Origin of the sequence: Streptosporangium sp. NBC_01810, assembly GCF_035917355.1 — a bacterium.
GTDB lineage: Bacteria > Actinomycetota > Actinomycetes > Streptosporangiales > Streptosporangiaceae > Streptosporangium.
This window is the reverse complement of the sequence record NZ_CP109070.1, coordinates 2,273,548-2,298,338: the sequence shown is the minus strand read 5'-3', so window position 1 is coordinate 2,298,338 and position 24,791 is coordinate 2,273,548. Positions and strand designations below refer to the sequence as shown.

At 68.3% G+C, this 24,791-nt stretch carries 23 protein-coding genes and 1 pseudogene; 9 read left to right on the top strand and 15 right to left on the bottom strand.

Translation table 11 applies throughout. The features are described from left to right. The first annotated feature begins 56 nt into the window (after positions 1-56). The 5 genes from hutH to hutI are packed head-to-tail and all read left to right on the top strand — an operon-like array spanning position 57 to position 7,026. On the top strand, positions 57-1,595 hold the full coding sequence (gene hutH / locus OIE13_RS10450) for a histidine ammonia-lyase (RefSeq protein WP_326640655.1): 1,539 nt from the start codon (positions 57-59) through the stop codon (positions 1,593-1,595). Positions 1,596-1,653: 58 nt separating this feature from the next. Beyond that, positions 1,654-3,309: a urocanate hydratase gene (gene hutU, locus OIE13_RS10445; protein ID WP_326829936.1), complete on the top strand. Its 1,656-nt coding sequence runs from the start codon at positions 1,654-1,656 to the stop codon at positions 3,307-3,309. After that, positions 3,309-4,532, top strand: coding sequence for an allantoate amidohydrolase (locus OIE13_RS10440; RefSeq protein WP_326829935.1), 1,224 nt, complete (start codon positions 3,309-3,311; stop codon positions 4,530-4,532). The genes hutU and OIE13_RS10440 overlap by 1 nt, the downstream gene beginning before the upstream one ends. After that, positions 4,523-5,860, top strand: coding sequence for a formimidoylglutamate deiminase (locus OIE13_RS10435; protein WP_326829934.1), 1,338 nt, complete (start codon positions 4,523-4,525; stop codon positions 5,858-5,860). The genes OIE13_RS10440 and OIE13_RS10435 overlap by 10 nt, the downstream gene beginning before the upstream one ends. After that, on the top strand, positions 5,857-7,026 hold the full coding sequence (gene hutI / locus OIE13_RS10430) for an imidazolonepropionase (protein WP_326829933.1): 1,170 nt from the start codon (positions 5,857-5,859) through the stop codon (positions 7,024-7,026). The genes OIE13_RS10435 and hutI overlap by 4 nt, the downstream gene beginning before the upstream one ends. Here hutI and OIE13_RS36620 read toward each other — a convergent pair. The 10 genes from OIE13_RS36620 to OIE13_RS10380 all read right to left on the bottom strand — a co-directional run bounded on the left by OIE13_RS36620 (position 6,966) and on the right by OIE13_RS10380 (position 16,419). Continuing rightward, on the bottom strand, positions 6,966-7,244 hold the full coding sequence (locus OIE13_RS36620) for a hypothetical protein (protein ID WP_442811605.1): 279 nt from the start codon (positions 7,242-7,244) through the stop codon (positions 6,966-6,968). The genes hutI and OIE13_RS36620 overlap by 61 nt on opposite strands. A 114-nt stretch (positions 7,245-7,358) precedes the next feature. Continuing rightward, positions 7,359-8,417 (bottom strand): histidinol-phosphate transaminase, encoded by a 1,059-nt coding sequence (gene hisC, locus OIE13_RS10420; RefSeq protein ID WP_326640665.1) that lies wholly within the window; start codon positions 8,415-8,417, stop codon positions 7,359-7,361. Beyond that, positions 8,414-9,682, bottom strand: a complete 1,269-nt coding sequence (locus tag OIE13_RS10415; RefSeq protein WP_326640666.1) for an amidase — start codon at positions 9,680-9,682, stop codon at positions 8,414-8,416. Before OIE13_RS10415 ends, hisC begins: the two co-directional genes overlap by 4 nt. Next, complete coding sequence (locus OIE13_RS10410) at positions 9,679-10,668, bottom strand: hypothetical protein (protein ID WP_326829932.1); 990 nt, start codon at positions 10,666-10,668, stop codon at positions 9,679-9,681. The genes OIE13_RS10415 and OIE13_RS10410 overlap by 4 nt, the downstream gene beginning before the upstream one ends. 62 nt (positions 10,669-10,730) lie before the next feature. Further along, positions 10,731-11,732, bottom strand: coding sequence for an ABC transporter substrate-binding protein (locus tag OIE13_RS10405; RefSeq protein WP_326829931.1), 1,002 nt, complete (start codon positions 11,730-11,732; stop codon positions 10,731-10,733). A 20-nt stretch (positions 11,733-11,752) separates the two neighbouring features. Beyond that, positions 11,753-12,541 carry an ABC transporter permease gene (locus tag OIE13_RS10400; RefSeq protein ID WP_326640671.1) on the bottom strand — a complete coding sequence of 263 codons (789 nt, stop codon included), beginning with the start codon at positions 12,539-12,541 and terminating at the stop codon, positions 11,753-11,755. After that, a complete protein-coding gene (locus OIE13_RS10395; protein ID WP_326640673.1) occupies positions 12,538-13,404 on the bottom strand; it encodes an ABC transporter ATP-binding protein in 867 nt (288 codons plus the stop codon). Before OIE13_RS10395 ends, OIE13_RS10400 begins: the two co-directional genes overlap by 4 nt. A gap of 95 nt (positions 13,405-13,499) precedes the next feature. After that, entirely contained in the window at positions 13,500-13,910 is a 411-nt protein-coding gene (locus OIE13_RS10390; protein WP_326640674.1) for a nuclear transport factor 2 family protein, read from the bottom strand. Further along, positions 13,907-15,418, bottom strand: a complete 1,512-nt coding sequence (locus tag OIE13_RS10385) for an FAD-dependent oxidoreductase (RefSeq protein WP_326829930.1) — start codon at positions 15,416-15,418, stop codon at positions 13,907-13,909. The genes OIE13_RS10390 and OIE13_RS10385 overlap by 4 nt, the downstream gene beginning before the upstream one ends. Next, the gene (locus OIE13_RS10380; protein WP_326829929.1) at positions 15,415-16,419 is read right to left on the bottom strand and encodes an ABC transporter substrate-binding protein; all 1,005 of its coding nucleotides are present in this window, start codon (positions 16,417-16,419) and stop codon (positions 15,415-15,417) included. The genes OIE13_RS10385 and OIE13_RS10380 overlap by 4 nt, the downstream gene beginning before the upstream one ends. 264 nt (positions 16,420-16,683) lie before the next feature. On the opposite strand from OIE13_RS10380, the gene OIE13_RS10375 reads away from it, so the two are divergent. Then, the gene (locus OIE13_RS10375) at positions 16,684-17,478 is read left to right on the top strand and encodes a polysaccharide deacetylase family protein (protein ID WP_326640679.1); all 795 of its coding nucleotides are present in this window, start codon (positions 16,684-16,686) and stop codon (positions 17,476-17,478) included. Between the two features lie 107 nt (positions 17,479-17,585). On the opposite strand, the gene OIE13_RS10370 is transcribed toward OIE13_RS10375, so the two are convergent. Further along, positions 17,586-18,536, bottom strand: a complete 951-nt coding sequence (locus OIE13_RS10370) for a DUF6282 family protein (protein ID WP_326640681.1) — start codon at positions 18,534-18,536, stop codon at positions 17,586-17,588. Positions 18,537-18,646: 110 nt separating this feature from the next. On the opposite strand from OIE13_RS10370, the gene OIE13_RS10365 reads away from it, so the two are divergent. The 3 genes and pseudogenes from OIE13_RS10365 to OIE13_RS10355 form a co-directional block, all read left to right on the top strand. Then, positions 18,647-19,453, top strand: coding sequence for an IclR family transcriptional regulator (locus tag OIE13_RS10365; protein ID WP_326640683.1), 807 nt, complete (start codon positions 18,647-18,649; stop codon positions 19,451-19,453). Then, positions 19,450-19,932: a RidA family protein gene (locus OIE13_RS10360; protein ID WP_326640685.1), complete on the top strand. Its 483-nt coding sequence runs from the start codon at positions 19,450-19,452 to the stop codon at positions 19,930-19,932. The genes OIE13_RS10365 and OIE13_RS10360 overlap by 4 nt, the downstream gene beginning before the upstream one ends. 137 nt (positions 19,933-20,069) lie before the next feature. Then, positions 20,070-20,366: pseudogene (locus OIE13_RS10355) on the top strand (5,10-methylene tetrahydromethanopterin reductase); the annotation flags it as partial. 112 nt (positions 20,367-20,478) lie between these two features. Here OIE13_RS10355 and atzF read toward each other — a convergent pair. The 4 genes from atzF to OIE13_RS10335 all read right to left on the bottom strand — a co-directional run bounded on the left by atzF (position 20,479) and on the right by OIE13_RS10335 (position 24,785). Beyond that, complete coding sequence (gene atzF / locus OIE13_RS10350; RefSeq protein ID WP_326640686.1) at positions 20,479-22,269, bottom strand: allophanate hydrolase; 1,791 nt, start codon at positions 22,267-22,269, stop codon at positions 20,479-20,481. 85 nt (positions 22,270-22,354) lie between these two features. Next, positions 22,355-23,056 carry a biuret amidohydrolase gene (gene biuH, locus OIE13_RS10345; RefSeq protein ID WP_326640689.1) on the bottom strand — a complete coding sequence of 234 codons (702 nt, stop codon included), beginning with the start codon at positions 23,054-23,056 and terminating at the stop codon, positions 22,355-22,357. Then, positions 23,053-23,646 carry an isochorismatase family protein gene (locus OIE13_RS10340; protein WP_326640691.1) on the bottom strand — a complete coding sequence of 198 codons (594 nt, stop codon included), beginning with the start codon at positions 23,644-23,646 and terminating at the stop codon, positions 23,053-23,055. Before OIE13_RS10340 ends, biuH begins: the two co-directional genes overlap by 4 nt. Next, the gene (locus OIE13_RS10335) at positions 23,643-24,785 is read right to left on the bottom strand and encodes a BMP family ABC transporter substrate-binding protein (RefSeq protein ID WP_326640693.1); all 1,143 of its coding nucleotides are present in this window, start codon (positions 24,783-24,785) and stop codon (positions 23,643-23,645) included. The genes OIE13_RS10340 and OIE13_RS10335 overlap by 4 nt, the downstream gene beginning before the upstream one ends. Positions 24,786-24,791: the final 6 nt, after the last annotated feature.

Below are 24,791 nucleotides of genomic sequence, written 5' to 3'. Positions count from 1 at the left end.
CAGAGGGTCGATCTCGGCCGTGACATCAGGGCTGTGACCTGTCGTTTCATGGACTCATGCCTGAAGTTGTCATAGGAGTCGGCCCTTTGTCCGCCGACGATGTCGTGTCGGTCGCCCGCCACGGCGCACGAGTGGTTCTGACGCCCGAGGCGGGGGACGAGATCACTCGTAGCCGTAATGTGATTGAGAGGCTCGCCGAGGATGCCAAGCCGCACTATGGCGTCTCGACCGGCTTCGGGGCCTTGGCTACCCGGCAAATTCCGGCGGAGCTGCGCGCTCAGCTGCAGCGCAGCCTGGTACGGTCGCACGCCGCGGGCTCTGGGCCCGAAGTGGAACGCGAGGTCGTGCGGGCGTTGATGCTGCTGCGGCTGTCGACTCTGGCGACCGGAAGAACCGGGGTTCGGCTGGAGACCGCCTGCGCCTACGCCGACCTGATCAACGCCGGCATCACCCCGGTGGTGCGCGAGTACGGCTCACTCGGCTGCTCCGGCGATCTGGCCCCGCTCGCGCACTGCGCGCTCGCGCTCACCGGGGAGGGCGAGGTACGCGATGCCGACGGCGTGCTGCGCCCGGCCGGAGAGGCCCTCGCCGCTGCGGGCCTGAAGCCGGTCACCTTGCGGGAAAAGGAGGGCCTCGCCCTCATCAACGGCACGGACGGCATGCTCGGCATGCTGGTGCTGGCCTGCCACGACCTGCGGAAGCTGCTGCGAACCGCCGATATCAGCGCGGCCATGAGTGTCGAAGCGCAGCTGGGCACCGACGCGGTGTTCGCCGCCGATCTGCAGGCGCTGCGCCCGCACCCGGGCCAGGCCGCCAGCGCGGCCAATCTGCGCGCCCTGCTGGCTGGTTCGGCGATCGTGGCCAGCCACCGCGGCCCGGAGTGCACCCGGGTGCAGGACGCGTATTCGCTGCGCTGCTCGCCGCAGGTGCACGGCGCGGCCCGGGACACCCTGACGCACGCTGAACTGGTGGCGTCCCGGGAACTGGCCAGCGCCATTGACAACCCGGTGGTGACCCTGGACGGCCGGGTGGAGAGCAACGGCAATTTCCACGGTGCCCCGGTGGCCTACGTCCTGGACTTCCTCGCGATCTCGGCCGCCGACGTCGCCTCCATCGCGGAGCGGCGTACCGACCGGTTCCTCGACGTGGCGCGCAACCATGGGTTGAACGCCTTCTTGGCCGATGATCCGGGAGTGGACTCCGGGTACATGATCGCCCAGTACACCCAGGCCGCCATCGTCTCCGAACTCAAGCGCCTGGCGGTACCGGCATCGGCCGACTCGATTCCCTCCAGCGGAATGCAGGAGGACCACGTGTCGATGGGGTGGTCCGCGGCGCGCAAGCTGCGTCGTGCCGTGGACGGGCTCACCCAGGTGATCGCGGTAGAGCTGCTCACCGCCGCCCGCGCCCTCGACCTGCGCGCGTCCCTGGCTCCCGCGCCGGCCACGGCGGCGGTGCGTGCCGGACTTCGGCAGCACGTGCCTGGGCCCGGCACCGACCGCTATCTCGCTCCCGAAATCGAATCGACCGTGGGCTACGTGGCCTCCGGCCAGGCGCTCGCCGCGGCCGAGTCGGTCACCGGACCGCTGCACTGAAAACTCTTTCGACTTCAGACAGGGAAGACACTATGAAAGTTCAGACAGGGAAGACACTATGAAAGGCGCCCGCCCAGTCCGCGCTCCTCGTGGTTCGGGTCTCACCGCTCAGGGATGGCAGCAGGAAGCCGCGCTGCGAATGCTGCAGAACAACCTCGACCCGGAGGTCGCCGAACACCCGGACAATCTGGTGGTCTACGGCGGTACGGGCAAGGCCGCCCGTGATTGGCGATCCTTCGAGGCAATGGTCCGCACCCTGCGGACGCTCAAGCAGGACGAGACGATGCTGGTCCAGTCCGGCCGCCCGGTCGGCGTGATGACCACCCACGAATGGGCGCCGCGCGTGCTCATCGCCAACTCCAACCTGGTGGGCGACTGGGCGAACTGGGAGGAGTTCCGGCGTCTGGAGCAGCTCGGACTCACGATGTACGGGCAGATGACGGCCGGCTCCTGGATCTACATCGGCACCCAGGGCATCCTCCAGGGCACGTATGAGACCTTCGCGGCCGTCGCCGCGAAAAGGTTCGGCGGTTCTCTGTCAGGGACGATCACCCTGACCGCCGGCCTGGGCGGCATGGGCGGAGCCCAGCCGCTCGCCGTCACCATGAACGGCGGCGTCGCCATCTGCATCGACTGCGACCCGCGTGCCATAGAACGGCGCATCGAGCATCGCTACCTGGATGTGCGCGCCGAGAGTCTGGAGCACGCCCTCCAACTCGCCACTACGGCGCGTGACGCCCGGCGCCCGCTGTCCATCGGCCTGCTCGGCAACGCCGCCGACCTGCTGCCGCGCCTGCTCGCCGACGGCGCGCCGATCGACATCGTGACCGACCAGACCTCGGCCCACGACCCGCTGTCCTACCTCCCGATCGGCGTCGACTTCGACGACATGGCCTCGTACGCGGCCGAGAAGCCGGCCGACTTCACGCAGCGGGCCCGTGAGTCCATGGCCCGGCACGTGGAGGCCATGGTCGGCTTCATGGACGCCGGTGCCGAGGTCTTCGACTACGGCAACTCGATCCGCGGCGAGGCACAGCTCGCCGGTTACGATCGGGCGTTCGCGTTCCCCGGCTTCGTCCCCGCCTACATCCGCCCGCTGTTCTGTGAGGGCAAGGGCCCGTTCCGCTGGGCGGCCTTGTCGGGGGATCCGAAGGACATCGCCGCCACCGACCGCGCTGTCCTCGACCTCTTCCCCGAGAACGAGTCGCTCGCGCGCTGGATCGCGATGGCGAGAGAGAAGGTCCGCTTCCAGGGCCTGCCCGCGCGCATCTGCTGGCTGGGCTACGGCGAACGCGACAAGGCCGGCGAACGGTTCAACGACATGGTGGCCAGCGGTGAACTGAGCGCCCCCGTCGTCATCGGCCGCGACCACCTCGACTGCGGCTCGGTCGCCTCGCCGTACCGAGAGACCGAGGCAATGCTCGACGGCTCGGACGCCATCGCCGACTGGCCGCTGCTCAACGCCATGGTCAACGTTGCCTCCGGTGCGTCCTGGGTCTCCATCCATCATGGCGGCGGAGTCGGCATCGGCCGCTCGATCCACGCCGGCCAGGTCACCGTCGCGGACGGCACCTCCCTGGCCGGCGAAAAGATTCGCCGGGTGCTCACCAACGACCCTGGCATGGGCGTCATCCGGCACGTCGACGCCGGTTACGACCGCGCGAACGAGGTCGCAACCGAGCGCGGAGTCCGCGTGCCCATGGGAGAGAGCTGATGTCCGCCACGTTCCACCAGATGTGGGCGGAGCTGCTGCCGATCGGCCGCGGTTCCGCCTCCGGCGGGTACCGCCGCTTCGCCTGGACGGCGGCCGACGCGGACTGCCGCGCCTGGTTTCAAGCCCAGGCGCAGGCGCGCGGGCTCACCTACGAGGTCGACCACAACGGCAATCAGTGGGCGTGGCTTGGCGACCCCACAGCCGGCGACGCGGTCGTGACCGGCTCCCACCTGGACTCGGTGCCGGACGGCGGCGCGTTCGACGGTCCGCTCGGCGTCGTGTCCGCATTCGCCGCGCTCGATGAGCTGCGCCTGCGCGGGGCCATGCTCAACCGGCCGCTGGCGGTCGTCAACTTCGGGGACGAAGAGGGCGCCCGTTTCGGTCTCGCCTGCGTCGGCTCGCGACTCACGGCCGGACAGCTCGCCCCCGAGCAGGCGCGAAAACTGCGGGACGACGACGAAGTCACGCTCGCCCAGGCGATGGAGCGCGCGGGCTACGACCCCGACGCCATCGGCCCGGACCCCGAACGGCTCTCCCGCATCGGCGCATTCGTCGAGCTCCATATCGAGCAGGGTCGCTACCTCGCGGAGACGCCCTCACCGGTCGGTGTCGCGTCCGCGATCTGGCCGCATGGGCGTTGGCGGTTCGACTTCCGCGGCGAGGCGAACCATGCCGGAACCACTCGGATCGAAGACCGGCGCGATCCGATGCTGACCTACGCCAACACCGTCCTCGCCGCCCGGGCCCAGGCCCGGGCGGCGAGGGCGCTGGCCACCTTCGGCAAGGTGTCCGTCGAGCCCAACGGCGTCAACGCCATCCCGAGTCTGGTGCGTGGCTGGCTCGACTCCCGCGCCGCCGATGAGGAGACCCTGGCCGCCGTCGTCGCCGGGATCGAGCGTGCAGCGCTGGAATGGGGTGAGCGGGACGGGATCGATGTGGCGGTCACCCGCGAGTCGTTCACGCCCCTCGTGGAGTTCGCACACGGGCTGCGGGACGAAGTCGCCGGACTACTGGCCGAGCGCCGGCCGTACCAGGTGCCGGTCCTGCCCACGGGCGCCGGACACGACGCGGGAATCCTGTCCGCGGCCATCCCCACCACCATGCTGTTCGTGCGCAATCCCACCGGGATCTCCCATTCCCCGGCAGAGAGCGCACTGGAGGATGACTGTCTCGCCGGGGTCGCCGCACTCGCCGACGTGTTGGAGGGCCTCGCATGCGGGTGACGTACTTCGCCGAGCACGCATGGGTCGGCGCCGCCGTCGAATCCGGTGTCGTCATCGAGGTCGCCGACGGTCGCGTCACCACCGTGCGCAAGGGCGTCGCGGCGCCGCCGCCCGGTGCCGTCGTCCTGCGCGGCCTGACTGTCCCCGGTCTCGCCAACGCGCACTCGCACGCGTTCCACCGCGCTCTGCGCGGCACCGCGCAGGGGCGTTCCGGCACGTTCTGGACCTGGCGCGAGATCATGTACGGCGTGGCAAGCCGTCTCGACCCGGAAGGTTACCTAGCCCTGGCCCGCGCGGTCTACGCCGAGATGGCGCTCGCCGGCATCACCTGCGTAGGGGAGTTCCACTATCTCCACCACGCGCCGGGAGGCGTGCCGTACGCCGACCCGAACGCGATGGGCGAGGTGTTGATCGAGGCCGCCGCCCAGGCCGGCATCCGGATCACGCTCCTTGACACGTGCTACCTGTCCTCGGGCTTCGGTGCCGCGCCGAACGAGCATCAGCTCCGGTTCAGTGACGGCGACGCGGAGAGCTGGGCAGCGCGCGCATCAACACTCAAGGGGCGCGAGCACGCTCGGGTCGGCGCGGCGATCCACTCGGTGCGCGCTGTGCCCGCGAGCCAATTGGCCACGATAACCCGGTGGGCCGGCGACCGCGACGCCCCGCTGCACATTCACCTCTCCGAGCAGACCGCCGAGAACGAAGCCTGCCTCGAAGCCTACGGCTGCACACCGACGCGGCTTCTGGAGGACCACGGGGTGCTCGGACCCCGCACCTCGGCCGTCCACGCCACGCACCTCACCGACGAGGACGTCCGCATGCTCGGCGAGTCCTCCACCACTGTCTGCATGTGCCCGACAACAGAGCGGGACCTTGCGGACGGGATAGGATCGGCTGCCGCCCTCGCCCATGCGGGATCGCCGCTCAGCCTGGGCAGCGACAGCCACGCGGTTATCGACCTCTTCGAAGAGGCGCGGGCGGTGGAGCTGAACGAACGGCTGCGCATACGGCGCCGCGGCCATTGGACCGCTGCCCAGCTTCTGCGGGCCGCCACCGAGGATGGGCACGCCTCCCTGGGCTGGAACGAAGCCGGCCGACTCGAACCGGGCGCGCTCGCCGACTTCACCACCATCGCCCTCGACTCGGTACGCACCGCCGGCCCGCCGCCCGGACTCGGTGCGGAGATCGCCATCTTCGCCGCGTCCGCTGCCGACGTGCGCCACGTCGTGGTGGGCGGTCGCACCATCGTCCGCGACGGCATCCACCAGCTCGTCGAAAACGTCCCCGCTGCCCTGGCTGACGCGATCGCCCAAGCCTGCCGCGGATGAACGGAGACCTGCCCATGGCCACCGCCATCACCAACATTGGCAGCCTGCTCACCAACGATCCTTCATTGGGCACGATTGAGAACGCCGCAGTCGTCATCGACGGTGAGTTCATCGCATGGGTCGGCCCGACGGCCCATGCCCCGGCCTCCGACGACCACGTCGACGCCGACGGCCGCGCCGTCATTCCCGGCTTCGTCGACTCTCACGCGCATCTGGTCTTCGCGGGCGACCGCACCGCTGAGTTCACCGCCCGAATGTCCGGCCGTCCCTACAGCGCGGGCGGCATCCGCTCCACCGTCGCCGCCACGCGCGCCGCGACCGACGCGGAACTGGACGCCAACGTCGCCCGTTACGTCGCCGAAGCGCTGCGCCAGGGAACGACGACCATCGAGTGCAAGTCCGGCTACGGCCTCACGGTCGAGGACGAGGCACGTGCTCTGCGCATCGCTGCCGCTCACACCGAAGAGCTCACCTATCTCGGCGCGCACATCGTCGCTCCCGAGTACGCGGACGACCCGGCCGCCTACGTGGACCTGGTGACCGGCCCGATGCTGGACGCCTGCGCGCCGCACGCCCGCTGGGCCGATGTCTTCTGTGAGGATGGCGCTTTCGACGGTGACCAGGCCCGGGCCATCCTCAGGGCCGCAACCGGCCGCGGGCTCATGCCGAGGATCCACGCCAACCAGCTGTCCTATGGTCCCGGCATCCAGCTCGCCGTCGAACTCGGGGCGGCCGCCGCCGACCACTGCACCCACCTCGCCAATGCCGACGTCGACGCCCTCGCGCAGGGCGACACCGTCGCAACGCTCCTTCCCGGAGCGGAGTTCTCCACGCGTGCGCGGTATCCGGACGCGCGTCGTCTCCTCGACGCGGGCGTCACCGTCGCCCTGTCCACCGACTGCAACCCGGGCTCGTCGTTCACCAGCTCCATGCACTTTTGCATAGCCCTGGCGGTACGGGAGATGGGCATGACTCCGGACGAGGCGGTCTGGTCGGCGACCGCCGGTGGTGCCGCGGCCCTACGCCGTACCGATGTTGGCCGTATCACCTCCGGCGCCCGCGCCGACATCGTCCTGTTGGACGCCCCGTCCCACGTCCACCTCGCCTACCGCCCCGGCGTCCCCCTCGTCGCCGCCGTCTGGCGGGCCGGGCAGCGCCGTATCTGAGGCGGCGGGGGCAGGTAACGGTCTTGACGCTCCGGCTGTCCAGGATGCCCGCGCCGACCAGGTCGGCGGCACAGCCCGCCAGGCGACGCCGTACCGCCGTGTAGTCCCAGGTCGAGGAGGTGATGAACTACTGCAGCCGCCGGTGATCCCCCCAGCCGCTCAGCCATCGGCACCATTGACTTGCGCCGGCCATCCAGGATCAGACCAAGCAGGTACAACCCGCCGTTGGCCCGCCGGTCGCGACGGGTGAACGCGGTGAACGCTTCGCCTGCGAAGTCCTTGAGACGGCCACGCGCCTCAGTCGACTCAGCCGGAGCCGCCCGGAGATCGTCTCACCTGAGACCTCCAACTGACAAAGTCCTGATAGCCGCGCGGAGGCGGTCCATTCCCCGCGGCGTCGGGACCGATATCCGGAGGTGGCCGGGAACGCCCAATGCGGTGCCGGGTCTGACCTGGACCCCGTGGCTGCCCAGGTGGGCCGCTGCGGCGCTCTCGTCCGGAACCGGTACCAAGACGAAGTTCGCCTGGGAGAGGTAGGGCTGGAGGCCAATGGCCCGGAGTTCGTCGACGAGTTCCAGACGCGCCTTGATCGCATGCTCGCGCACTCGGGTGAAGTGCGCCCTATCCCGCAGCGCGGCCAGAGCACCTGCCTGCGCCAGGCTGTTGACAGAGAACGGCGTGCGTACGCGCCGCAGGATCGAGATCACCTCGGTCGGCGCGATCAGGTAGCCGATTCGCAGACCGGCCAGGCCGTACACCTTGGAGAAGGTACGCAGCACGGCGAAGCCGCCGAGATCCAGCAGACCTACCGCCGAGGCACTCTCGGGCTCGTCGCAGAAGTCGATGTATGCCTCGTCGACGATCGTGAACGTAGAGCGTGCCGCTCGCAGGAAGTTCTCGATCTCCGGTCGTTGGTGAGCGGTTCCGGTCGGGTTGTGCGGGTTGACCACATAGGCGATGTCGGCCTCCACTTTGGCCATCGCGTCGAGGTCGTGCACCCCGTTGACCAGGGGCACGCCGGTCACCGTGCCGGCAACCAGCCTGGCGCTGATCTCGTCGATCCGGTAAGCAGGATCTGCGGTCACCACGTGCCCACCCTGAGCGAGATACGCCGTGGCGACGAGCACGATCAGTTCGTCGGAGCCGTTGCCGACCAGGATCTGCTCGGGGTCGACGCGATGGTAGTCGGCCAATGCCGACCTGAGTTCGCTTGCCAATGGGTCGGGATAGCGGTGGATTCGACGGATCGCTCGAGCGATCGACGTGCCCACCTCGGGTGAGGCGCCGAGGGGGGATTCGTTGGAGGCCAACGAGCCTTCCTCGTCCCTCGCGGGGCGGCCGGGCACGTACGCCGGCACGTCGAAGATCCAGGGGCGCGGAGCTAGGGTCATCGGCGTGCCATCCTCGGATCACGTTCCATCCATGCCCGTGCGAAGGCGAGCAGGTGTTCATCCCGGTCGGGAGCGGCGACGAACTGTACGCCGATCGGCAGTCCCGCGCTTCCGACAGCCAGGGGGAGGGAGATGGCCGGGAACCCGAAGGCGGACCAGGGCTGGCAGAAGATCGGATCGCCTGTCCAGGTCAGCCCGCGGGGAGCCTCACCGACGACGCAGGGCGTGACTACCACGTCGCACTCCCCGAGTCGGTCGGCGACTGTGGTGGCGAGATCTCTCAGCGTCCGTCGCGCGCCTTCAAGCACTCGCCGGTCGATCGCGGCACCGAGGTCAACGACCTGCCGCAGCTCCGGACTCAGCAGCTCAGGCTGTGCTCGGGCGACCGCCCCCATCTGCCGGGCGATGCCGCTGCGCACCACGTCCCAATGAGCGGGGATGACGGCGACAAGCTCGGCGTCCAGATCCACTTGCCGCAGTTGGGCGCCGGTCTCGGCCAGCGCGTCGCAGGTGTCGTCGACAGCAGCCCTGGAGCTGGGCTCCGCATGGTGCCACCAGGGGGTCCGCAGCACACCGACCACTGGGTGTCGTGGCATCGGTGACACATCCCGCACTGAGTCGGCTACCGCGCTGAAGAGTGCCGACACCAAGGTGGCATCCGCCCCTAGCAGCCCAATGGTGTCGACCTCTGGGCTCATTGACAAGGCTCCGTCGATCGGGACTCGGCCATGGGTCGGCTTGAATCCGACGACGCCGCAGAACGACGCCGGACGAAGAGTCGAAGCGATTGTCTGGGTGCCGAGCGCGAGTGGAACCATGCCGGCCGCGATAGCCGCGGCAGAACCACTGGAAGAGCCGCCGGGTGTCCGGGCGGAGTCATGCGGGTTGGTGGTCGGGCCAGGGAAAGTGACCGCGAGCTCGGTGGTGACGGTCTTGCCGGCGATCAGCGCGCCGGCGGCGCGCGCACGGCGCACAACCTCCGCGTCATGTTCCGGGCGTCGGCCGGCGAAGGCGGCAGAGCCGCGCTCGGCGGGCATCGAGGCGACGTCGATGGTGTCCTTGACACCCAGAGGGAGGCCGCGAAGCAGTCCTTGCTCGGCCGATGGCTGGTTGTCCTGGCCGAGGCGATCGGCCTGCGCGAGGAGCCCGGAACGGTCCAGGTGCGCCCACGCGCTGACCCGGTCCTCGAGGTGCTCCACCGCCGCCAACGTGCGGCGTACGTTCGCCTGATGGTCACCATGGATCCAGCCGTTGCTCTCGGTCATACCCGGTGCTCCTCAAGCAGCGCCGGGCTGAACAGTTCTTCGATGTCGCAGATCCGCTGGGAGAGGCCCTGCTCGTAGGAGTACCGTACGGCGGCCTCGAGGGTCGCCCGGTTGGCCTCGACGCCGTAGGGCCAGTAGTCCTCGCCGAACTCGCGGAGCGTCCGCTCGTGCTCGAGCTGGTAGAACGGCAGGATGTTCGAGGATGCTCCGTGATCGCGGCTCTCCTGGTAGGCCAGGTCGCGGGCCTGTGCGAAGGCGGTGACCAGGTTGCCCGGCACCCAGGGTGCCCGCTCGACCACGTCTCGGCGGACGGTGACCATGTGCATGATCGGGAAGATCCCGGTACGGTGATACGCCTCGACCTCGGCGGCCCGCGGGTCCGCGAAGAGCCTGGTGACCGCTGGGTTCCCGGCCAGCCAGCTCGGTGGGGGAGATGCGGTGATCAACGCGTCGATGGCGCCGTCGACGAGCATCTCGTCGAGACCGCGGTCGGGCTCGTGCCGCAGTGAGATCGACGCGGGCAGGTTCAGCTCGATCCGCTCAAGCCGTCCGGGAACCTCCTGGCCGCCCTGCACCCACTGGACCTGCTCGGCGCGGACACCATGGTCGTCGCTGAGGAAGCCGCGGATGAACAGGGCTGCGGTCATGTGATATTCCGGGACGCCGATGGTCTTGCCGGCGAGGTCTTCGGGGCGGGTGATCCCGGCGTCGGCGTGCAGGAAGACGTAGGCGCGGCGGAAGACTCGCGAAGGGAAGACAGGCAGCCCGACGAACGGCGAGGTGCCGTTCGCGGTGGCCATGATGTGCGCCGAAAGGGACATCTCGGCTATCTCGAACTCCAGATGGCGCAGTTGCCGCCAGAACAGTTCGACCGGGCCGATTTCCATCGAGTTCAGGTCGATTCCATGCACCGGCACTCGGCCGTCGCGCAGGGCGCGAGTGCGGTCGTAGGAGCCGCAGGCGAATGACAAGGGCAGAGCGGACACGGGTTCCTCCCAGGGAACGGGCCGGATGGTGGATAAGTCCGGCGGAAGTCGGAAGGCCGGGGCTAGGAGACGAAGTCGTCGGTGAAGTACTGATCAGTCGGCTTCGGCGCCTTGATCACTCCGGCGTCTTTGAGACTGGCCAGCATCGCGGTCCACTCAGCCGCGTCCTGGGCGCCGGTAAAGGGCTTCGGTGCCCCCTTGACGTACAGCGCCCATTGGGTCATGGCCGCGTCGCGGCTGAGCACCTTGGTGCGCTTGAGGAGGGCGTCGATGGCCGCATCCGGGTCGGCGATCGCCTCGTTGAACGCCTTCATCGTGGCTCGGTTGAATGCCTTGACGGCGTCGGGATGGTCCTTGGCGAACTCGGTGGTGGTGATCAAGCCGGTCCCTAGCAGGGTCAGGCCGTAGTCGGTGAAGGTGATCATGTTCAGCTCGTCGAGTGGAGCGATGCTCACCGCGGAGTAGTCCACGAAGCTGATCGCGTCGACCTTGCCCGCGGCGAGGAACTGGGCCTTCTGGCTGGCAGCGAGATTCTCGATCTTGACCTCGTCCAGGGAGATGCCGTTCTGCTTCAAGAACGCCGGCAAGATGCCCGATTCGCTACTGCCCAAGGTAATGCCGATCGTCTTGCCGCGCAGGTCCGCCGGAGTCTTGATGCCCCGGTCCTTGTTGGAGACGATCGCCAACCCGTTGGAGGTCTTGAGGCCGGCCACCGAAACCAGGTTGCCCACCTCTGTCGCCTGGATCGACATGGCCGCGCGCTCGGCCTCGACGATCTGGTTGGCGCCGCCGAGAAGCGACTGGATGGCCGCGCCGGAGCCCTGGCCCTCGCGAATCTCCACGTCCAGGCCTTCGTCGCTGTAGTAGCCCTTGTCCAGCGCCAGGAAGAACGGGGCGTCCCAAGCGTTGTACAAGAAGCTGGTCTGGAAGCCGATCTTGGTGGCGCCTTCGCTGTTCCCGCCGCCGCAGGCGGTGAGGGCGAGCGCCAACACTGCGGTGAGGAGGGTCCTGAGCAGCGTCGTGCCACGCCGCACCGGTCCCTGGGTAGACCCAATGATGTTCATGTGTGCCTTTCTTGTGCGACTCAGCGCTTACGGGTGCGCAGGATGATTGACTCGAGGACCTCGATCACCATGTAGAGAGCTACGCCCAGCACAGTGAGCGCGACGATGGTGGCGAAGAACAACGAGGTCTGCAGGGTGCTGTTGGCCTGCAGGAGCAGGTACCCGAGGCCCTGGGAGGACTGGACGAATTCGGCGACGATCGCGCCGATGATGGCCAGCGCCATCGCGAGTTTCAGACCGACGAAGAGGTTCGGGAGAGCGAATGGGAACGAGATCTTCCAGAACGCCCGCCAGCGGCTGGCGCCCATCGAGCGGTTCAGCATCCGCAGTTCCAACGGGATGGAGGTCAAGCCGAGAGCCATGTCCACCACGACAGGGAAGAAGGCGATCAGCACCACCATGATGATCTTCGAGGTGTAGCCGAAGCCGAACCAGATCACGAACAACGGAGCCACGGCGATCTTTGGCACCACCAGGGAGCCGACCAGGAGTGGGTAGATGGTCTTGTGAATAGCCGGTACGGAGGTGATGGCGACCGCGACGATGATGCCCAGCACGGCCGCGATCACGAAGCCGGCAACGGTCTCGATCAGAGTCGGCCAGGTGTGCTCGAGGATCAGGGACCGGTTCTCCCAACCCGCCGAGACGATGTCGCTGGGAACCGGCAGAATCGCCGGTTTGACGTTGAAGGCGGGTACCAGGATCTGCCACAGCACCAGCAGGACGAGGCAGAGCGCGGTGGGATAGCCCGTAGTCGAGAGAAGATTGATGATCTTGGCGCGTCTGCGCAGGCGGGCTTCCTCGGTCATGCCGTGTTTCCTTCGGGCTGCTCGGTCTTGGCCTGACGGAAGACCCCGACTCGGGTGAAGGTCTCGCGAATGTGCGCGGCGTACTGAGCCTGCTTCTCGCGCCCGGTGTCTTCGAGGCGACGCGGCCGGGGAAGGTCGATGTCGATGATCTCGGCGATCATGCCCGGCCGGGGGGTCATCACCAGCACCCTGTCGCCGAGGAAGACCGCCTCTTCGATGTGGTGGGTGATGAACAGCACCGTCAGGTCGCGGCCGCGCTCCACGCATACCTGTTGCAGGTCCATCGAGAGCTGGTCGCGGGTGAGGGCGTCCACCGCTGAGAACGGCTCGTCCATCAGCAGTAGCTGAGGATCATGGATCAGGGCGCGGGCGATGCTGACCCGCTGCTTCATTCCGCCCGAGAGCTCGCGCGGGTAGAGCCGCGCCGAGCCCTCCAGGCCGAGGGAGTCCAACAAGGCCATTGCCTTGTCCCGATGCGGCGCCGGGTCGATGCCGCGCATCTCGAATTGGAGCAGGACGTTGTCCAGGACCGAGCGCCACTCCAGGAGCACGGAGGTCTGGAAGGCGATCCCGCACTGGTGGTAGGGCTTGTCGATGAGCCGACCATCGATACGGACCTCGCCGGAGCTCGGTGGCACCAGACCGGAGATCATCGTAAGCAAGGTGGACTTGCCGCATCCTGAGGGGCCCACGACCGACAAGAACTCGCCGCGGCGAATGTTCAGTGTCGTCGGCGACAGGGCGTGAGTGATGCCGGTCGCCGTCCGGTAGGTCTTCGACACCTCCGACAGGGTCACGATGTCGTCTGCGACCTCGACGTGCTTGCCGTCGTCGGTGCCACCGACTCCGGTTACCGCATTCATGGACTTCCTCTCCAAAAGATCTGAAATATCAGACATATAAGCACAAAAATAGACTTATAGGATTTTCTGTGCCAACGTGCGTCGGACGCACGGAGCTAGGCCGGGTCGATGCCAAGCACGGACCCGGGGGCGGCCACGGCCATGTCGTTGAAGACGAACTGCTGCACGATCAGGCCGTCAGCCACGAGGAACACGTCGCAGTAGCGGACGTCGTCGATCCGGCTGCCGTCATGACACTCGCCGTACAGTCGGCCCCGCGAGGTCACCACCGTCCGCCCCTGGTCGTCGGTGCCGCAGGCGTAGTGATCTCGATGCTTGCGCAGGCTGCGGAACATCTGTGCGGCGGTGTGCATCAGGTGTGCCACGGAGCCGAACAGCACCGGACCCGGGAACTCGATGGTGAAATCGGTGCTGACGCACGACAAGACGCCGTCGAGATCGCGGTCCTCGTAGTGCTGGAGGTAGCGTTCGACCAAGGCGACCGCGCTCGGATCGGAATAGCTCATCGGTCTGCTCTTTCTTCTGGTGGAGTCTGGAGGTCGGCGACCGAACGGTCCCGAGGAGCGCAGGCTCGGTTCGCCAATCGTTCTCCCAGGGCGCGGCCCAGGCTCAGCGCCGGAGTCACCATCATTCCGCCGCAGTAGGCGTCACCCCCGGTGGCGCCGCATCCGATCGCTTCGCCGACTGCGCTTAGGCCCGGGATGATGCTGCCGTCGGCGCGCCTGACCCGAAGCTGGGAGTCGACATCGATGCCGGCGAAGGAGACCGAGACCTGTCCGCGCAGGCGCAGTGCGAAGTACGGAGCCCGGCCGATCGGGTGACGTCCGCGCAGGCGGCCCAGCGGATCGTCGGCGGCTCCGCCGGCGAACCGATTGAAGTCCTCGATCGTGGTGTTCAACTGTCCGGTGGGGAGACCTGCTGCTTCGGCCAGCCCGGGGATGGAGTCGGCCATGACCAGGTCAGGCCGGGCGTTCGCGTGGCGAGTGAAGTCCGCCACCGACCAGCCGGGGACCAGCCGGGGCCCCGGCAGCTCCAGTGCGGCGGCATCGAAGACGGCCCAGAACTGCCAGCCGGGAAGTGCCGCGAGAGCACGCTCCTTGCGATCGATGCTCGGGTCGTCCTCCGCGATGAACCGGCGGCCCTGTTCGGTCACGTAGATCTCGGCCGGCTCCCGCTCCTGGGCGATCAAAGCGACGCGCTCGACCGTTCGGTCGATCCGGCCGGAAGTCCCCGGATGCTCCAGGCAGCCGAAGCCGGGCAGTTGTCGTCCGGTGCTCGCGACGGCAGCGCCAAGCTCCTGGGCGAGGAGAAGGCCGTCGCCGGTAGAGGTCGGCGAGGCGGCGGAGACGGCTGCCGGGGCCCCGTCGAACTCGGCAAGGAGTTCGGGGCTGCTGGCGAACCCACCGGTTGCCAGCACCACCTCGGTGGCGGTGAGAAGCCGACTGCCGTGGCGTCCCTCGGTTTCGATCTCGATGCAGGAGGCGGTGGCTCGCAAGCCCACTACGGCGGTCGCCAACCAGACCTCGATCGAACCGCGCCGCTGCCACTTCTCCAGTTCGCCGTGGAGAACCTCCAGGATCGAGAGCCCTCCCGAACGGCCGTAGTAGGTGCGCGGGATCGAGTAAGGCTCGTGCCCGTAGAGGATTCGTGGTGTTTCCGGGTCGACGTCGAAACCACGATCCAGCAGCCACTCCACGGTGTCGGGCGCCGCGGTGACGGCCTGGCGGACCAGGTCGGCCCTGGACAGGCAGTGGCTGATCCGGTCAAGGTCGGCGAGGTGGTCTTCAACTGTGTCGGTGATCCCGCGCTTGCGTTGCAGTGAGGTGCCGGCGGCAGACAGATGCCCGGTCGAGTAGTGCAGGGTGCCGCCGATACGGTGGCTCTTCTCGATGACGAGTACCTTGGCTCCGGCAGCGGCGGCGCCGATCGCGCAGGGAAGGCCTGCGGTGCCGGCTCCGATGACGATCAGCGAGTGCTCGCCGTCATCGGAGGCCTCTGGGATGGTCGGGTTCATCGTTCACCCGACAGGTAGTCGTTGGTGAAGTAGTCGCTCAGCGGCTTCGTGGTGGAGATGATCTTGGCGCCGAGCAGGCTGTCCAGCATGGCCGACCAGCTGGTGTCGGACTGCCGGCCGAAGCCCTTCTCCTTGGACTCCGGATCCAGATCGAACGACTCCTGATACAGCTTCCACTGTGTGGTGGCCGCCGCGGCAGGCATGACCGGGCTCCGCTTCATCAGCGCGTCGACAGCGGGGCCCGGGTCCTGCCGAGCTTCGGCGAACGCCTTGGCGGTGGCGCGCAGGAAGCCGCGCACGGCGTCGGGGTGCTCCTCAAGCCAGTCGTTGCGGACGACGAGGTTCAGCCCGGTCTGGCTGATCCCGTGCTCGGAGAGTCGCATCAGGTTCAGCTTCTCCAACGGCTCGATGCTGACTGCGGAGTAGTCCACGAAGGTGATCGCGTCGACCTTGCGGGCCTTGAGGTACTGAGCCTTCTGGTCGGGTCGCAGGCTCTGGATGGTGACGGTCGACGGATCCACCCCGTTGACCTTGAGGAAGGAGTCCAGCAGCTTGGCGTCGGTGCCGCCCATCGAGATGCCGATGCTCTTGCCCTTGAGATCGGCCGGCTCCTGAATGCCGTCGGACTTGTAGGACACGATGGTGGAGCCGAATCTGTCCGCCAAGGTGGCGACCGAGACGAACCCGCCGGCCTCGGCTGCGAGGATCGCCGTCGACCCTCCGTCGGACTCCACTATCTGGTTGGCGCCGCCCAGCAGCGACTGGATCGAGGCCGAGGAGCCTGTGCCTTCGCGAATGGTCACGTTGAGCCCCTCGTCCCGGTAGTAGCCCTTGTCCAGGGCCAGGAAGAACGGGATGTCCCAGCCGCCGAAGAGGAAGGAGGTCTGGAACCCGATATCAGTGAGTTTCTCCGAGGAGCTCTTCTCGGTACCGCCGCAGGCGGTGAGTGAGATCACCAGCACTGCAGCAGTGAGGGCGGTGACCCAAAGGCGTGGACGCATGGTTCCTTCTCTCGACCCCAAGTGTCTGATATTCTAGATAAAAGCCTGACATTCTGGACTGAGGCGCCCAGGCTAACCGTGGTGTGGTGGCCGGTCAACCCTCGAAATCACCTGTGTCCGGTCGTCGTCGCGGCTGGACCGGTGCCGACGCCCTTGGAGTCATGGATGAATCCCGAGTCGGAGATCCCCGCAGGTTCGCTTCCGCCGTACCGTTACTCCGCGCTTCCGGCGCGTCCGCGGCTGGACTGGCCAGGGGGTGCCAGTGTGGCGTTCTATCTGGCAGTCAACCTGGAGCACTTCGTGCCGGGGGTGCCGTCGACCTCGATCGTCCCGGCGACCGCCGGGTTGCCTGTCGACCCCCTCAACCACGGGTGGCGTGACTACGGACTCCGGGTCGGTATCTGGAGATTGGTGGAGACCGTTGACCGGCTGGGCGTGCCGGTGACCGCGATCGTCAACTCCGATGTCTGCGCGCACTACCCAGAGGTGATCGAGGCCGGTATCGAGCGCGGCTGGTGCTGGGTCGCGCACGGCACGTCGCGCTCGCGGCTGCACACCGGCTTCTCCTCACCCGCAGAGGAGCGAGCCCATCTCGAGCAGATGCTGGACGTGCTCTGCGCTGCGACCGGGGCGCGGCCAATGGGCTGGCTCGGCCCCGCCCTAACCGAGACCGAGGCCACGCTGCCGCTGTTGGCCGATCTGGGTCTGAACTACACTCTGGACTGGTGTCACGATGATCAGCCGGGAGCGGTCGCGGGGCTCAGGGAGTTCGTGACGGTGCCGTACTCGGTGGAACTCAATGACATTCGCGTCTTCTTGGACAAGGCGATGCCCGGGGAGCAGTACGTGCGGATGTGTCTGGACTGGCTGGACCAGCTCAAGCTCGACCTGCCGCAGACGGGGCGGGTGCTGCCGCTGCCGATCCACCCCTTCGTTGCCAACCAGCCCTCTCGGCATCGTTACTTGGAAGAAGTGCTGTCAGTGGTGATGGCCGACGCCGAGGTGTGGCCGACCACCGCTGACCTGATCGCCCGGGCATATCTGGGTGCCGACGGCTGAGCGTGGCTGTCCACCCGTCGGACTCTGGCGGGTGGGCAGCCGGCCGGGCGGGAGGAGTCAGGTCTGTCAACTATCTCGATATTGGGCTCTGGCGCGATCGTCGACAGTCAGTCCTCGTCATGGCTCCAGTAGGGCACCGCTGGGCGCGGCGGCTGAGCGCCGTTGTCGAGTCCGAGGATCCGAGCCGGCACGTCTCGAATCATCGTGTAGACGTCCTCCTCGGACACGCCCTTCTCGAAGACCGTCTGGGCGTAGATGCGCAGCGCCTCACTCGGCAGGGGGTTGTGTCGCTGGCCGCAGTCGGAGACCAGCACGCAGTTCTCAGCACCCAGCACGTTGACCGCTTCGACGACCTCCTCGACGAGGCCGACATGCCACATCGCCGAGTAGTCGCAGTAGCCGAGTTCGGCAATGCCGCCGAGCTGCACCAGTTCCTTGAGCTCGTCCATGGACAGGCCGGGTGCCTTGTAGAAGGGGTGGGTGATGACCACGTTGGCCACGCCGTCGGCTTTGGCGCGGATCAGCAGTGGCTTGATCTCCGCAGGGGAGAGGTGCGAGGTGGCCAGAACGCCGTTGTGTTCGGCGATCAGGCCGATGATCTCGATGACCTCCGGCTTGAGGGCACCGTGTTCGTCGAGCACGGTATAGGTGGGCCCGCCGACTCGGCCGCCGCTGAGTCCGACCAGCGTGCCGGTGCCGCCGTGGACCTCGGCGTGGTAGGCGGCGTCCACGGTCGGCATCCAGACGAACTTCCCGCCCAGCTTGAGTGCCACCTCGACGGCTGCAGGGTTCGCGAACCCGACATAGGAGTTCAGCACGACGCCCCCGAAGACCTCGATCCCGGGGACGGCCCCGTTGGCGAAGTAGGAGCGACTGACGGTGTTCTCATGGTGGCACTTGATCACCATCGCCCGGAGTCCTGCGTCGCGGGCCGCGGTCACCAGATCGATGTCGTCACCAAGTCGGGGAAAGATGTCGGGGTGCGAATGGACGTGCATGTCGATCGCCCCACGTACATCGATGAGCGGACCTCCGAAGCCGGTCAGCTGGCGTGTCATATTGGGTTCCCCTGTCTCGAACAGACTGTCTCAAATGTTAGACTAGACTCCGCAATCCTAGACAGGACAAACCGGGCAGGTCAATCGTCCCCGCGAACCTAAGGAGTGGTGTGCCCCAGAAGATCGCAGCGCCGGCGACGTCGCGTACCGCTGAGCGCATCGTCGACCTGTTGACCCTCCTAGGAGACAGGGATGCGCAGCTGACAGCCTTGGAGATCGCCGCGGCCTGCAACATCCCGAAGAGCAGCACTCATCAGCTGCTCAACTATCTGGCTACCCGCAACTTCGTGCGCTACGACCCGGTGAAGCGCACCTGGGCGCTGGGAGTGGCGTTGTTCGAGCTCGGTGCCGCATATCGCCGGGGTAGGCCGTTGGAGGAGATAGGCCGCGGAATCCTGATCGAAGTGTGCCAGGCGACCTCGACCACCTCTCACCTGGCAGTTCGCGACGGGGCCGAGGTGCTCTACATCGACAAGCAGCAGCAACGTACCGGGAGCGCGATGACCCAGCTCGTCACCGAGACCGGCATCCGGCTGCCCGCCCACCTGACCGCTGTTGGCAGAGCCCTGCTGGCAACGTCGAGTGATGCGGAGCTACGCGACCTCTACCGCGACTACCCCTTCCCGCGACGCACGACATTGGGTCCCCGGACGGTCAGCGAGCTCATCGAGGATCTGAGACAGGTCCGGGAGTTGGGTTATGCGCTCGAGTCGGGCCTGACCACCGCCGGGATCACCTGCGTCGCGGCAGCCGTCTACGACCATGAGGCTCAGCCCGTCGCCGCCCTGGGCATCACATTCGTGACCGACCAGATGAGCCCGGATCAGGTCGCCGAGCACGCTGGGACCGTCTGCGAGTTCGCGGGGAAGCTCTCCCGCGAGCTCGGTTGGCGGCCCCTCATGGAGGGGGCCAGATGAACCCCGAGCCGATCACCGTCGTCACCTCGACAGGGAGCTGGACCCTGCCGCCCCCTGCCCGCCCTGCGGGGCGGTACCAGGAGATCACTCGCTCGGGGAAGCTGCTGGCCACCTCTGGTCACGGGCCGGTGGATGGGCCAGGAGTGGCCACCGTGGGCACCCTGGGCCTCGACCTGAGCGTGGAGCAGGGGCGTGCTGCTGCCGAGTCGACGATGCTCCTGGTGCTGGCCAGCCTGCATGAGGAACTCGGCTCTCTCGACCTCGTGGAGCAGATGTTGCACGTCCAGGTCTTCGTGCGCTCGACACCGGACTTCACCGAGCATCCTGCGGTCGCCGATGGGGCTTCGGCCGTCTTGATCGACGTCCTGGGGCCTGACCGTGGGGCGCACAGCCGGACCGCGATCGGCGTCGCATCGCTGCCGTTCGGCATTCCCGTGGAGATCCATCTGACCGCGACTACCCGTGAGGAGGACCAGTAGGCGCTGACCCGCCGTCACTCGGTTGGAGCTTCTGGACCGGTTCGCGCTGATCTGCGATCCGCGCTCGCGGCGCGGACGACGCCACTCACTGACCTGGGTCCTGGCGGTGGTGGCCTGTGCGACGGTGGCGGTGGGCGGTAACTGTGGGCAGCCCCCAGGAAGTCATCGACAAGACCCTGACCTTCCGGGAGTCCTTCGGCGACTACCAGCGTCAGCTGTTCCTGATGGACCACGCCGGGCTCCCGCTCAAGACGGTGCTGGAGCAACTCGACATCCTCGGCGAGGAGGTCGTCCCGGTACTGCGCGGGGAGTTCGCCGCCGGCAGGCCGGCCGAGGTGCCGGACGGCCCCACCCACGCGGCCCTGCTCGCCAGGCGCGACATCGAGGGGGAACCGGGCGGGCAGCCGCCCGCCCCGTCCGGTTCCCCGCTCTGACCGGCCCGCGTTCGTTCACCCGTCTCACAGCGGAGGGGGCACGACCGCCGTCTCCCCCACCGGCCGAGGCCGGAGGTGGTCGACCCCCTCGGCGGTGATCGGCCCGCGCGGCTCAAAGGCGTGAATCAAGGTAGGCGGGCCAGCTCTGGTGGGCGGTGATGTCCGGGGCGTGGGTGAGCGCGTGGGGCTCGCAGAGGAAGCCGTGAACCTGACGGCCGTCCTCCAGTTCCACGGTTCCCAGGCCGAGCGGGGGCGGGATCCGCACCAGAAGCCTGCCGAGAGCCTCGGGGGTCATCCGGTGGAGTTCGACCTCGATGTGGGCTCCCGCGGGATCCCTGATCATTCCGGGACGGTCGCCCAGGTCGTGGAGACGGTAGGCGGAGGCCGTACGGGCCAGGCCGTGGCGGACCGCGCCGAGGGCGACGAGCTGGGGGTGGAGGGGCTGGCCGGTGCGGTGGGCGCCGACCACCGCCAGCAGCGTGACGTCCGCCGGTTCCGGCGGAGTCCGGCTCGCGAGGGAGGCCACGGCCACCCGATCCGGGAAGGCGGAGGTCTCCGTCACCTGGTGGGAAGGCCCGAGGGACTTCGCGGGACCGAGGGGTTCCGCGGGCTCGTCGAGGAAGGCCGCGCCGAGACCCGCGAGCAGACCGTCGGAGCCCGCGGGGGCCAGCAGGGTCACTCCGTGGGGCCTGCCCGCGGGGGTCATGCCCGCCGGTACGGCCACCGCCGCCAGATCCAGCAGGTTGGCGAAGGTCGTGTAGAGACCGAGGGCGGCGTTCCGCCGGATGGGGTCCTCGGCCATCTCGGCCAGGGTGAACGTGGTCGGCACGGTCGGCACGACCAGCATGTCGATCTCCCGCCACACCGGGGCGGTTTCCGCGCGCAACTCCGCGAGCCGGTGCAGCCCGCGGAACACCTCCACCCCGGTGATCTCCCAGCCGGATCCGAGCACCTGCCGGGTCACCGGATGCACCTCGTCGGGATACGCGGCGACGAAGTCCCCCACCGCGGCGAACCGCTCGGCGAGCCATGGTCCCTCGTAGAGCAGCCTCCCGGCTTCCAGGAACGGCGTCAGGTCGATCGGGACGATCTCGTGACCGAGCTCGGCCAGGCGCGTGGTCGCCTCGGTGAAGCCCGCCGCCGCGCCCGGATCGCCGAGAAACTCCGGACTCCGGGGCACGCCGATCCGTCGCCCCCGCGCGGGGGCGACGGGGACGGGCGAGGGCAGTTCCCGGGACCAGGGGGCGCCCGGATACGGCCCGGCCATGACCGCGAGCGCGGCGGCCGCGACGGACACCGAGTTCGCGAACACGCTCGGGCAGTCCAGCGACGCGCACGCGGGGACCACGCCCACCGTCGGGACCAGACCTCGGGACGGCTTGAGCCCGACCGTCCCGGTCATCGCCGCGGGGACCCGGCCCGAACCCGCCGTGTCCGTGCCGACGGCGAAGTCCACCAGCCCCGCGGCCACCGCGACCGCCGATCCCGAACTGGATCCGCCTGAGATCAACCCGGCCACCAGCGGCGACTCGCACGCCCCGTAGGGACTGCGCGTGCCGGACAGCCCGGTGGCGAACTGGTCGAGATTGGTCTTGCCGATCAGCAGCGCCCCGGCCGCGACCAGCCGCTCCACCAGGGGAGCGGAACGTGCCGGATGATAGGCGAAGGCCGGGCAGGCGGCCGTGGTGGGCAGTCCCTCGACATCGACGTTGTCCTTGACCGCGAACGGCACCCCGTACAGCGGGCCGTCGGGGTCGAGCCGAGCCAGGTCGGCGAGGACCTCCTCCTCCGGCCTGAGTGTGATCCACACCCCGTCGTCGCCTCGCTCCTTGATCCTCCGGAAGATCTCGGTGACCCTGGCCGCCAGGTCCTCTCCGCCTCTTCTCGCCGTCTGGGCCTTCATGCCCTTCCAAACCTCCAGGCTCTCCCCGGTCCCTGCGGCCCTTCCGCCTTCCCTGGCTTCTCCGGTCCCGCGGACTCTCCCGTGCTCAGCCGACACGCTCCCCCGCCCCGAGCGCCCGCAGCAGAGCCGACGAGGGCGCGATCGCGCCGAAGACCCCGCCCTGCATCGTCACCATCTTCAGCGCCGCCTCGTAGTTGCCCTTGTCGGTGGCTCCGGTGCAGTCGGTCAACAGCAGACACTCGTAGCCCCGGTCGTTGGCCTCCCGCATCGTGGTGTGCACGCACACGTCGGTGGTGATGCCGGTCAGGATGAGGTGGGTGATCCCGCGGGTGCGCAGCAGCAGATCCAGGTCGGTGGCGTAGAACGCGCCCTTGCCGGGCTTGTCGACGATCGGCTCGCCCTCGATCGGGGCCACCTCGGGCACGATCTCCCACCCGGGCTCGCCCCTGATCAGGATCCGCCCGCACGGTCCCAGGTCACCTATCCCCGCGCCGATCCTGCGTGACCGCCAGAGCTTGTTGGGCGGGCAGTCGGACAGGTCGGGACGGTGGCCCTCACGGGTGTGGATCACCAGGAAGCCCCGTTCCCGTACGGCCGCGAGCACGGCGGCGGTGGGTTCCAGGCCTGCCCGGGTGAGAGAGAGGTCATAGCCCATCCGGTCGACGTAACCGCCGGGGCCGCAGAAGTCGACCTGCCAGTCGATACAGATCACCGCAGTGGTGGCGGGGTCCGGCCCTCCGTTGAACGGCCAGCCGTAGGGCTCCGCCTCTATCTGTGGATATCTCATGAGGTCGTCCTCTCGGTCATCAGGGTGTGCAGGGCTTCCACGACGGCCCCGCTGTCGCCGACCGCTCCGAAGATCCCGCCCGACATCTCGATCGTGGACAGTGCCGCCGCCGTGAGATCGGGCTCGGCGCTCGTGCAGGCGTCGGTCACGAGCAGGCATTCGTAGCCTCGGTCGTTGGCCGCCCGCATCGTGGAGTGCACGCCGGTCTCCAGGCAGCACCCGGCGATCAGCAGCAGATCCCGCTGGGCGCCCCGGAGCACGGCGTCCAGACGACTGCCGTGGAAGCCGTCCCACCCGGCCGCCCGGATCAGCCGGCCGGGGTGAAGCACGGGATCGTCCGTCCCCGGCGCGACCGGCCTGGGCCTCGGCCGTACGGACATCTGGATCGGGGGCCGTACGCCTACCGAGAGCACCCGCCCTCCGGCCCGCCGCACGGCCGCGGCCAGCGTCTCGGCCGGGTGATCGGCGTCGGTGGGCCGTTCCCGTCCCGGGTGGAGGGGGCAGGCCACGACCAGCAGGGCCAGCCGTGCCGGGTCGAGGCCGCCGTCCCAGGGCCACGGGTACGGGGTCGTCCCCTCGACGAAGGTCACGACTTCGGCAGGGAGCCGACGACACCGGCGACAAAGTAGTCGATCTTCTCGATCACCTCGTAGTCGGGGATGGTGCCCTCGGGGACGCGGACCGTGCCGGTCTGGTCCACGACGGGCCCGGCGAACGGGGAACCCGCGGCCAGCCCGTCCTTCGCCTTCTCGATCGCCGCCTTGGTCTCCGCGTCGACCGGCGGTCCGTACGGCGACTGCACGAAGGGGTTGTCCCCGGTCTTGTAGCCGACCCGGAAGTTGGCGTTGTACTTCGACCCGGTGAACGTCCCGGCCCGTGCGGTCTTCACGATGTCGGCGTAGAGCGGGCCCCAGTTCCACTGGGAACCGGTCAGCCAGCCCTTGGGGGCGATCGAGGAGGCGTCGGCGTGGTAGCCGACGGTGAACTTCCCGGCGGCCTCGGTGGCCTTGATGACCGTCGCGGTGCAGTCCTGATGCTGGGTGATCACGTCCACGTCCTGCTTGAGCAGGTTCGCCGCCGCCTCGGCCTGCTTGGCCGGGTCGCACCAGGAGGAGGTGTTGACCGTGTAGGTCTTCACCGACGGGTTGACCGACTGGGCTCCGAGCTGGAAGGCGTTGATGTTGTCGATCGTCTGGGTGATCGGGAAGGCGTAGACGTAGCCGAGCTTGCCGGTCTTCGTGGCCTTGCCCGCCGCGATCCCGGCCAGGTAGACCGGCTCGTAGACGGTGCCGAAGAAAGTGCCCGCGTTCTTCGGGGCGGCCCCGGTGATCAGATTGCCCTGCTGGACCACCACCACGTCCGGGTGCTCGGCGGCGACCTTGAGCGCCGCGTCGAGGTGTCCGTAGGAGGTGGCGAAGATTATCTTCGCGCCTTTGGCGATCATCGAGTTCATCACCCGGGCGGCGTTGTCGTCCTCTGGCACGTTCTCCGCGGTGATGACCTCCAGGTCGGGAAACGCCTTCGCCACCTCCTGGCTGCCCTGGTAGGCCGCCTGGTTGTAGCCGTAGTCGTCCTTGGGGCCGACGAAGACGAAGCCGACGGACGTAGCGTCCTTGCCGGGGGCACCGGTGGCCCCGCCGGGTTGTGCGGCCTGGGTGGTTCCCGCGGTGTTGGCCGAACAGGCGGTCGCCAGCACGGCCAGCGCCCCGAGAGTAACGATCTTTCGCATAAGGGG

Excerpts from the sequence above, each read along its gene's own strand:
- hisC (WP_326640665.1), bottom strand. The coding sequence starts at position 8,417 with ATGACCCTAGCTCCGCGCCCCTGGATCTTCGACGTGCCGGCGTACGTG.
- OIE13_RS10440 (WP_326829935.1), top strand. The coding sequence starts at position 3,309 with ATGTCCGCCACGTTCCACCAGATGTGGGCGGAGCTGCTGCCGATCGGC.
- OIE13_RS10405 (WP_326829931.1), bottom strand. The coding sequence starts at position 11,732 with ATGAACATCATTGGGTCTACCCAGGGACCGGTGCGGCGTGGCACGACG.
- OIE13_RS10415 (WP_326640666.1), bottom strand. The coding sequence starts at position 9,682 with ATGACCGAGAGCAACGGCTGGATCCATGGTGACCATCAGGCGAACGTA.
- OIE13_RS10435 (WP_326829934.1), top strand. The coding sequence starts at position 4,523 with ATGCGGGTGACGTACTTCGCCGAGCACGCATGGGTCGGCGCCGCCGTC.
- hutU (WP_326829936.1), top strand. The coding sequence starts at position 1,654 with ATGAAAGGCGCCCGCCCAGTCCGCGCTCCTCGTGGTTCGGGTCTCACC.
- hutI (WP_326829933.1), top strand. The coding sequence starts at position 5,857 with ATGAACGGAGACCTGCCCATGGCCACCGCCATCACCAACATTGGCAGC.
- OIE13_RS10390 (WP_326640674.1), bottom strand. The coding sequence starts at position 13,910 with ATGAGCTATTCCGATCCGAGCGCGGTCGCCTTGGTCGAACGCTACCTC.
- OIE13_RS10395 (WP_326640673.1), bottom strand. The coding sequence starts at position 13,404 with ATGAATGCGGTAACCGGAGTCGGTGGCACCGACGACGGCAAGCACGTC.
- OIE13_RS10400 (WP_326640671.1), bottom strand. The coding sequence starts at position 12,541 with ATGACCGAGGAAGCCCGCCTGCGCAGACGCGCCAAGATCATCAATCTT.
- biuH (WP_326640689.1), bottom strand. The coding sequence starts at position 23,056 with ATGAGATATCCACAGATAGAGGCGGAGCCCTACGGCTGGCCGTTCAAC.
- OIE13_RS10335 (WP_326640693.1), bottom strand. The coding sequence starts at position 24,785 with ATGCGAAAGATCGTTACTCTCGGGGCGCTGGCCGTGCTGGCGACCGCC.
- OIE13_RS10385 (WP_326829930.1), bottom strand. The coding sequence starts at position 15,418 with ATGAACCCGACCATCCCAGAGGCCTCCGATGACGGCGAGCACTCGCTG.
- atzF (WP_326640686.1), bottom strand. The coding sequence starts at position 22,269 with ATGAAGGCCCAGACGGCGAGAAGAGGCGGAGAGGACCTGGCGGCCAGG.
- hutH (WP_326640655.1), top strand. The coding sequence starts at position 57 with ATGCCTGAAGTTGTCATAGGAGTCGGCCCTTTGTCCGCCGACGATGTC.
- OIE13_RS10380 (WP_326829929.1), bottom strand. The coding sequence starts at position 16,419 with ATGCGTCCACGCCTTTGGGTCACCGCCCTCACTGCTGCAGTGCTGGTG.
- OIE13_RS10360 (WP_326640685.1), top strand. The coding sequence starts at position 19,450 with ATGAACCCCGAGCCGATCACCGTCGTCACCTCGACAGGGAGCTGGACC.
- OIE13_RS10370 (WP_326640681.1), bottom strand. The coding sequence starts at position 18,536 with ATGACACGCCAGCTGACCGGCTTCGGAGGTCCGCTCATCGATGTACGT.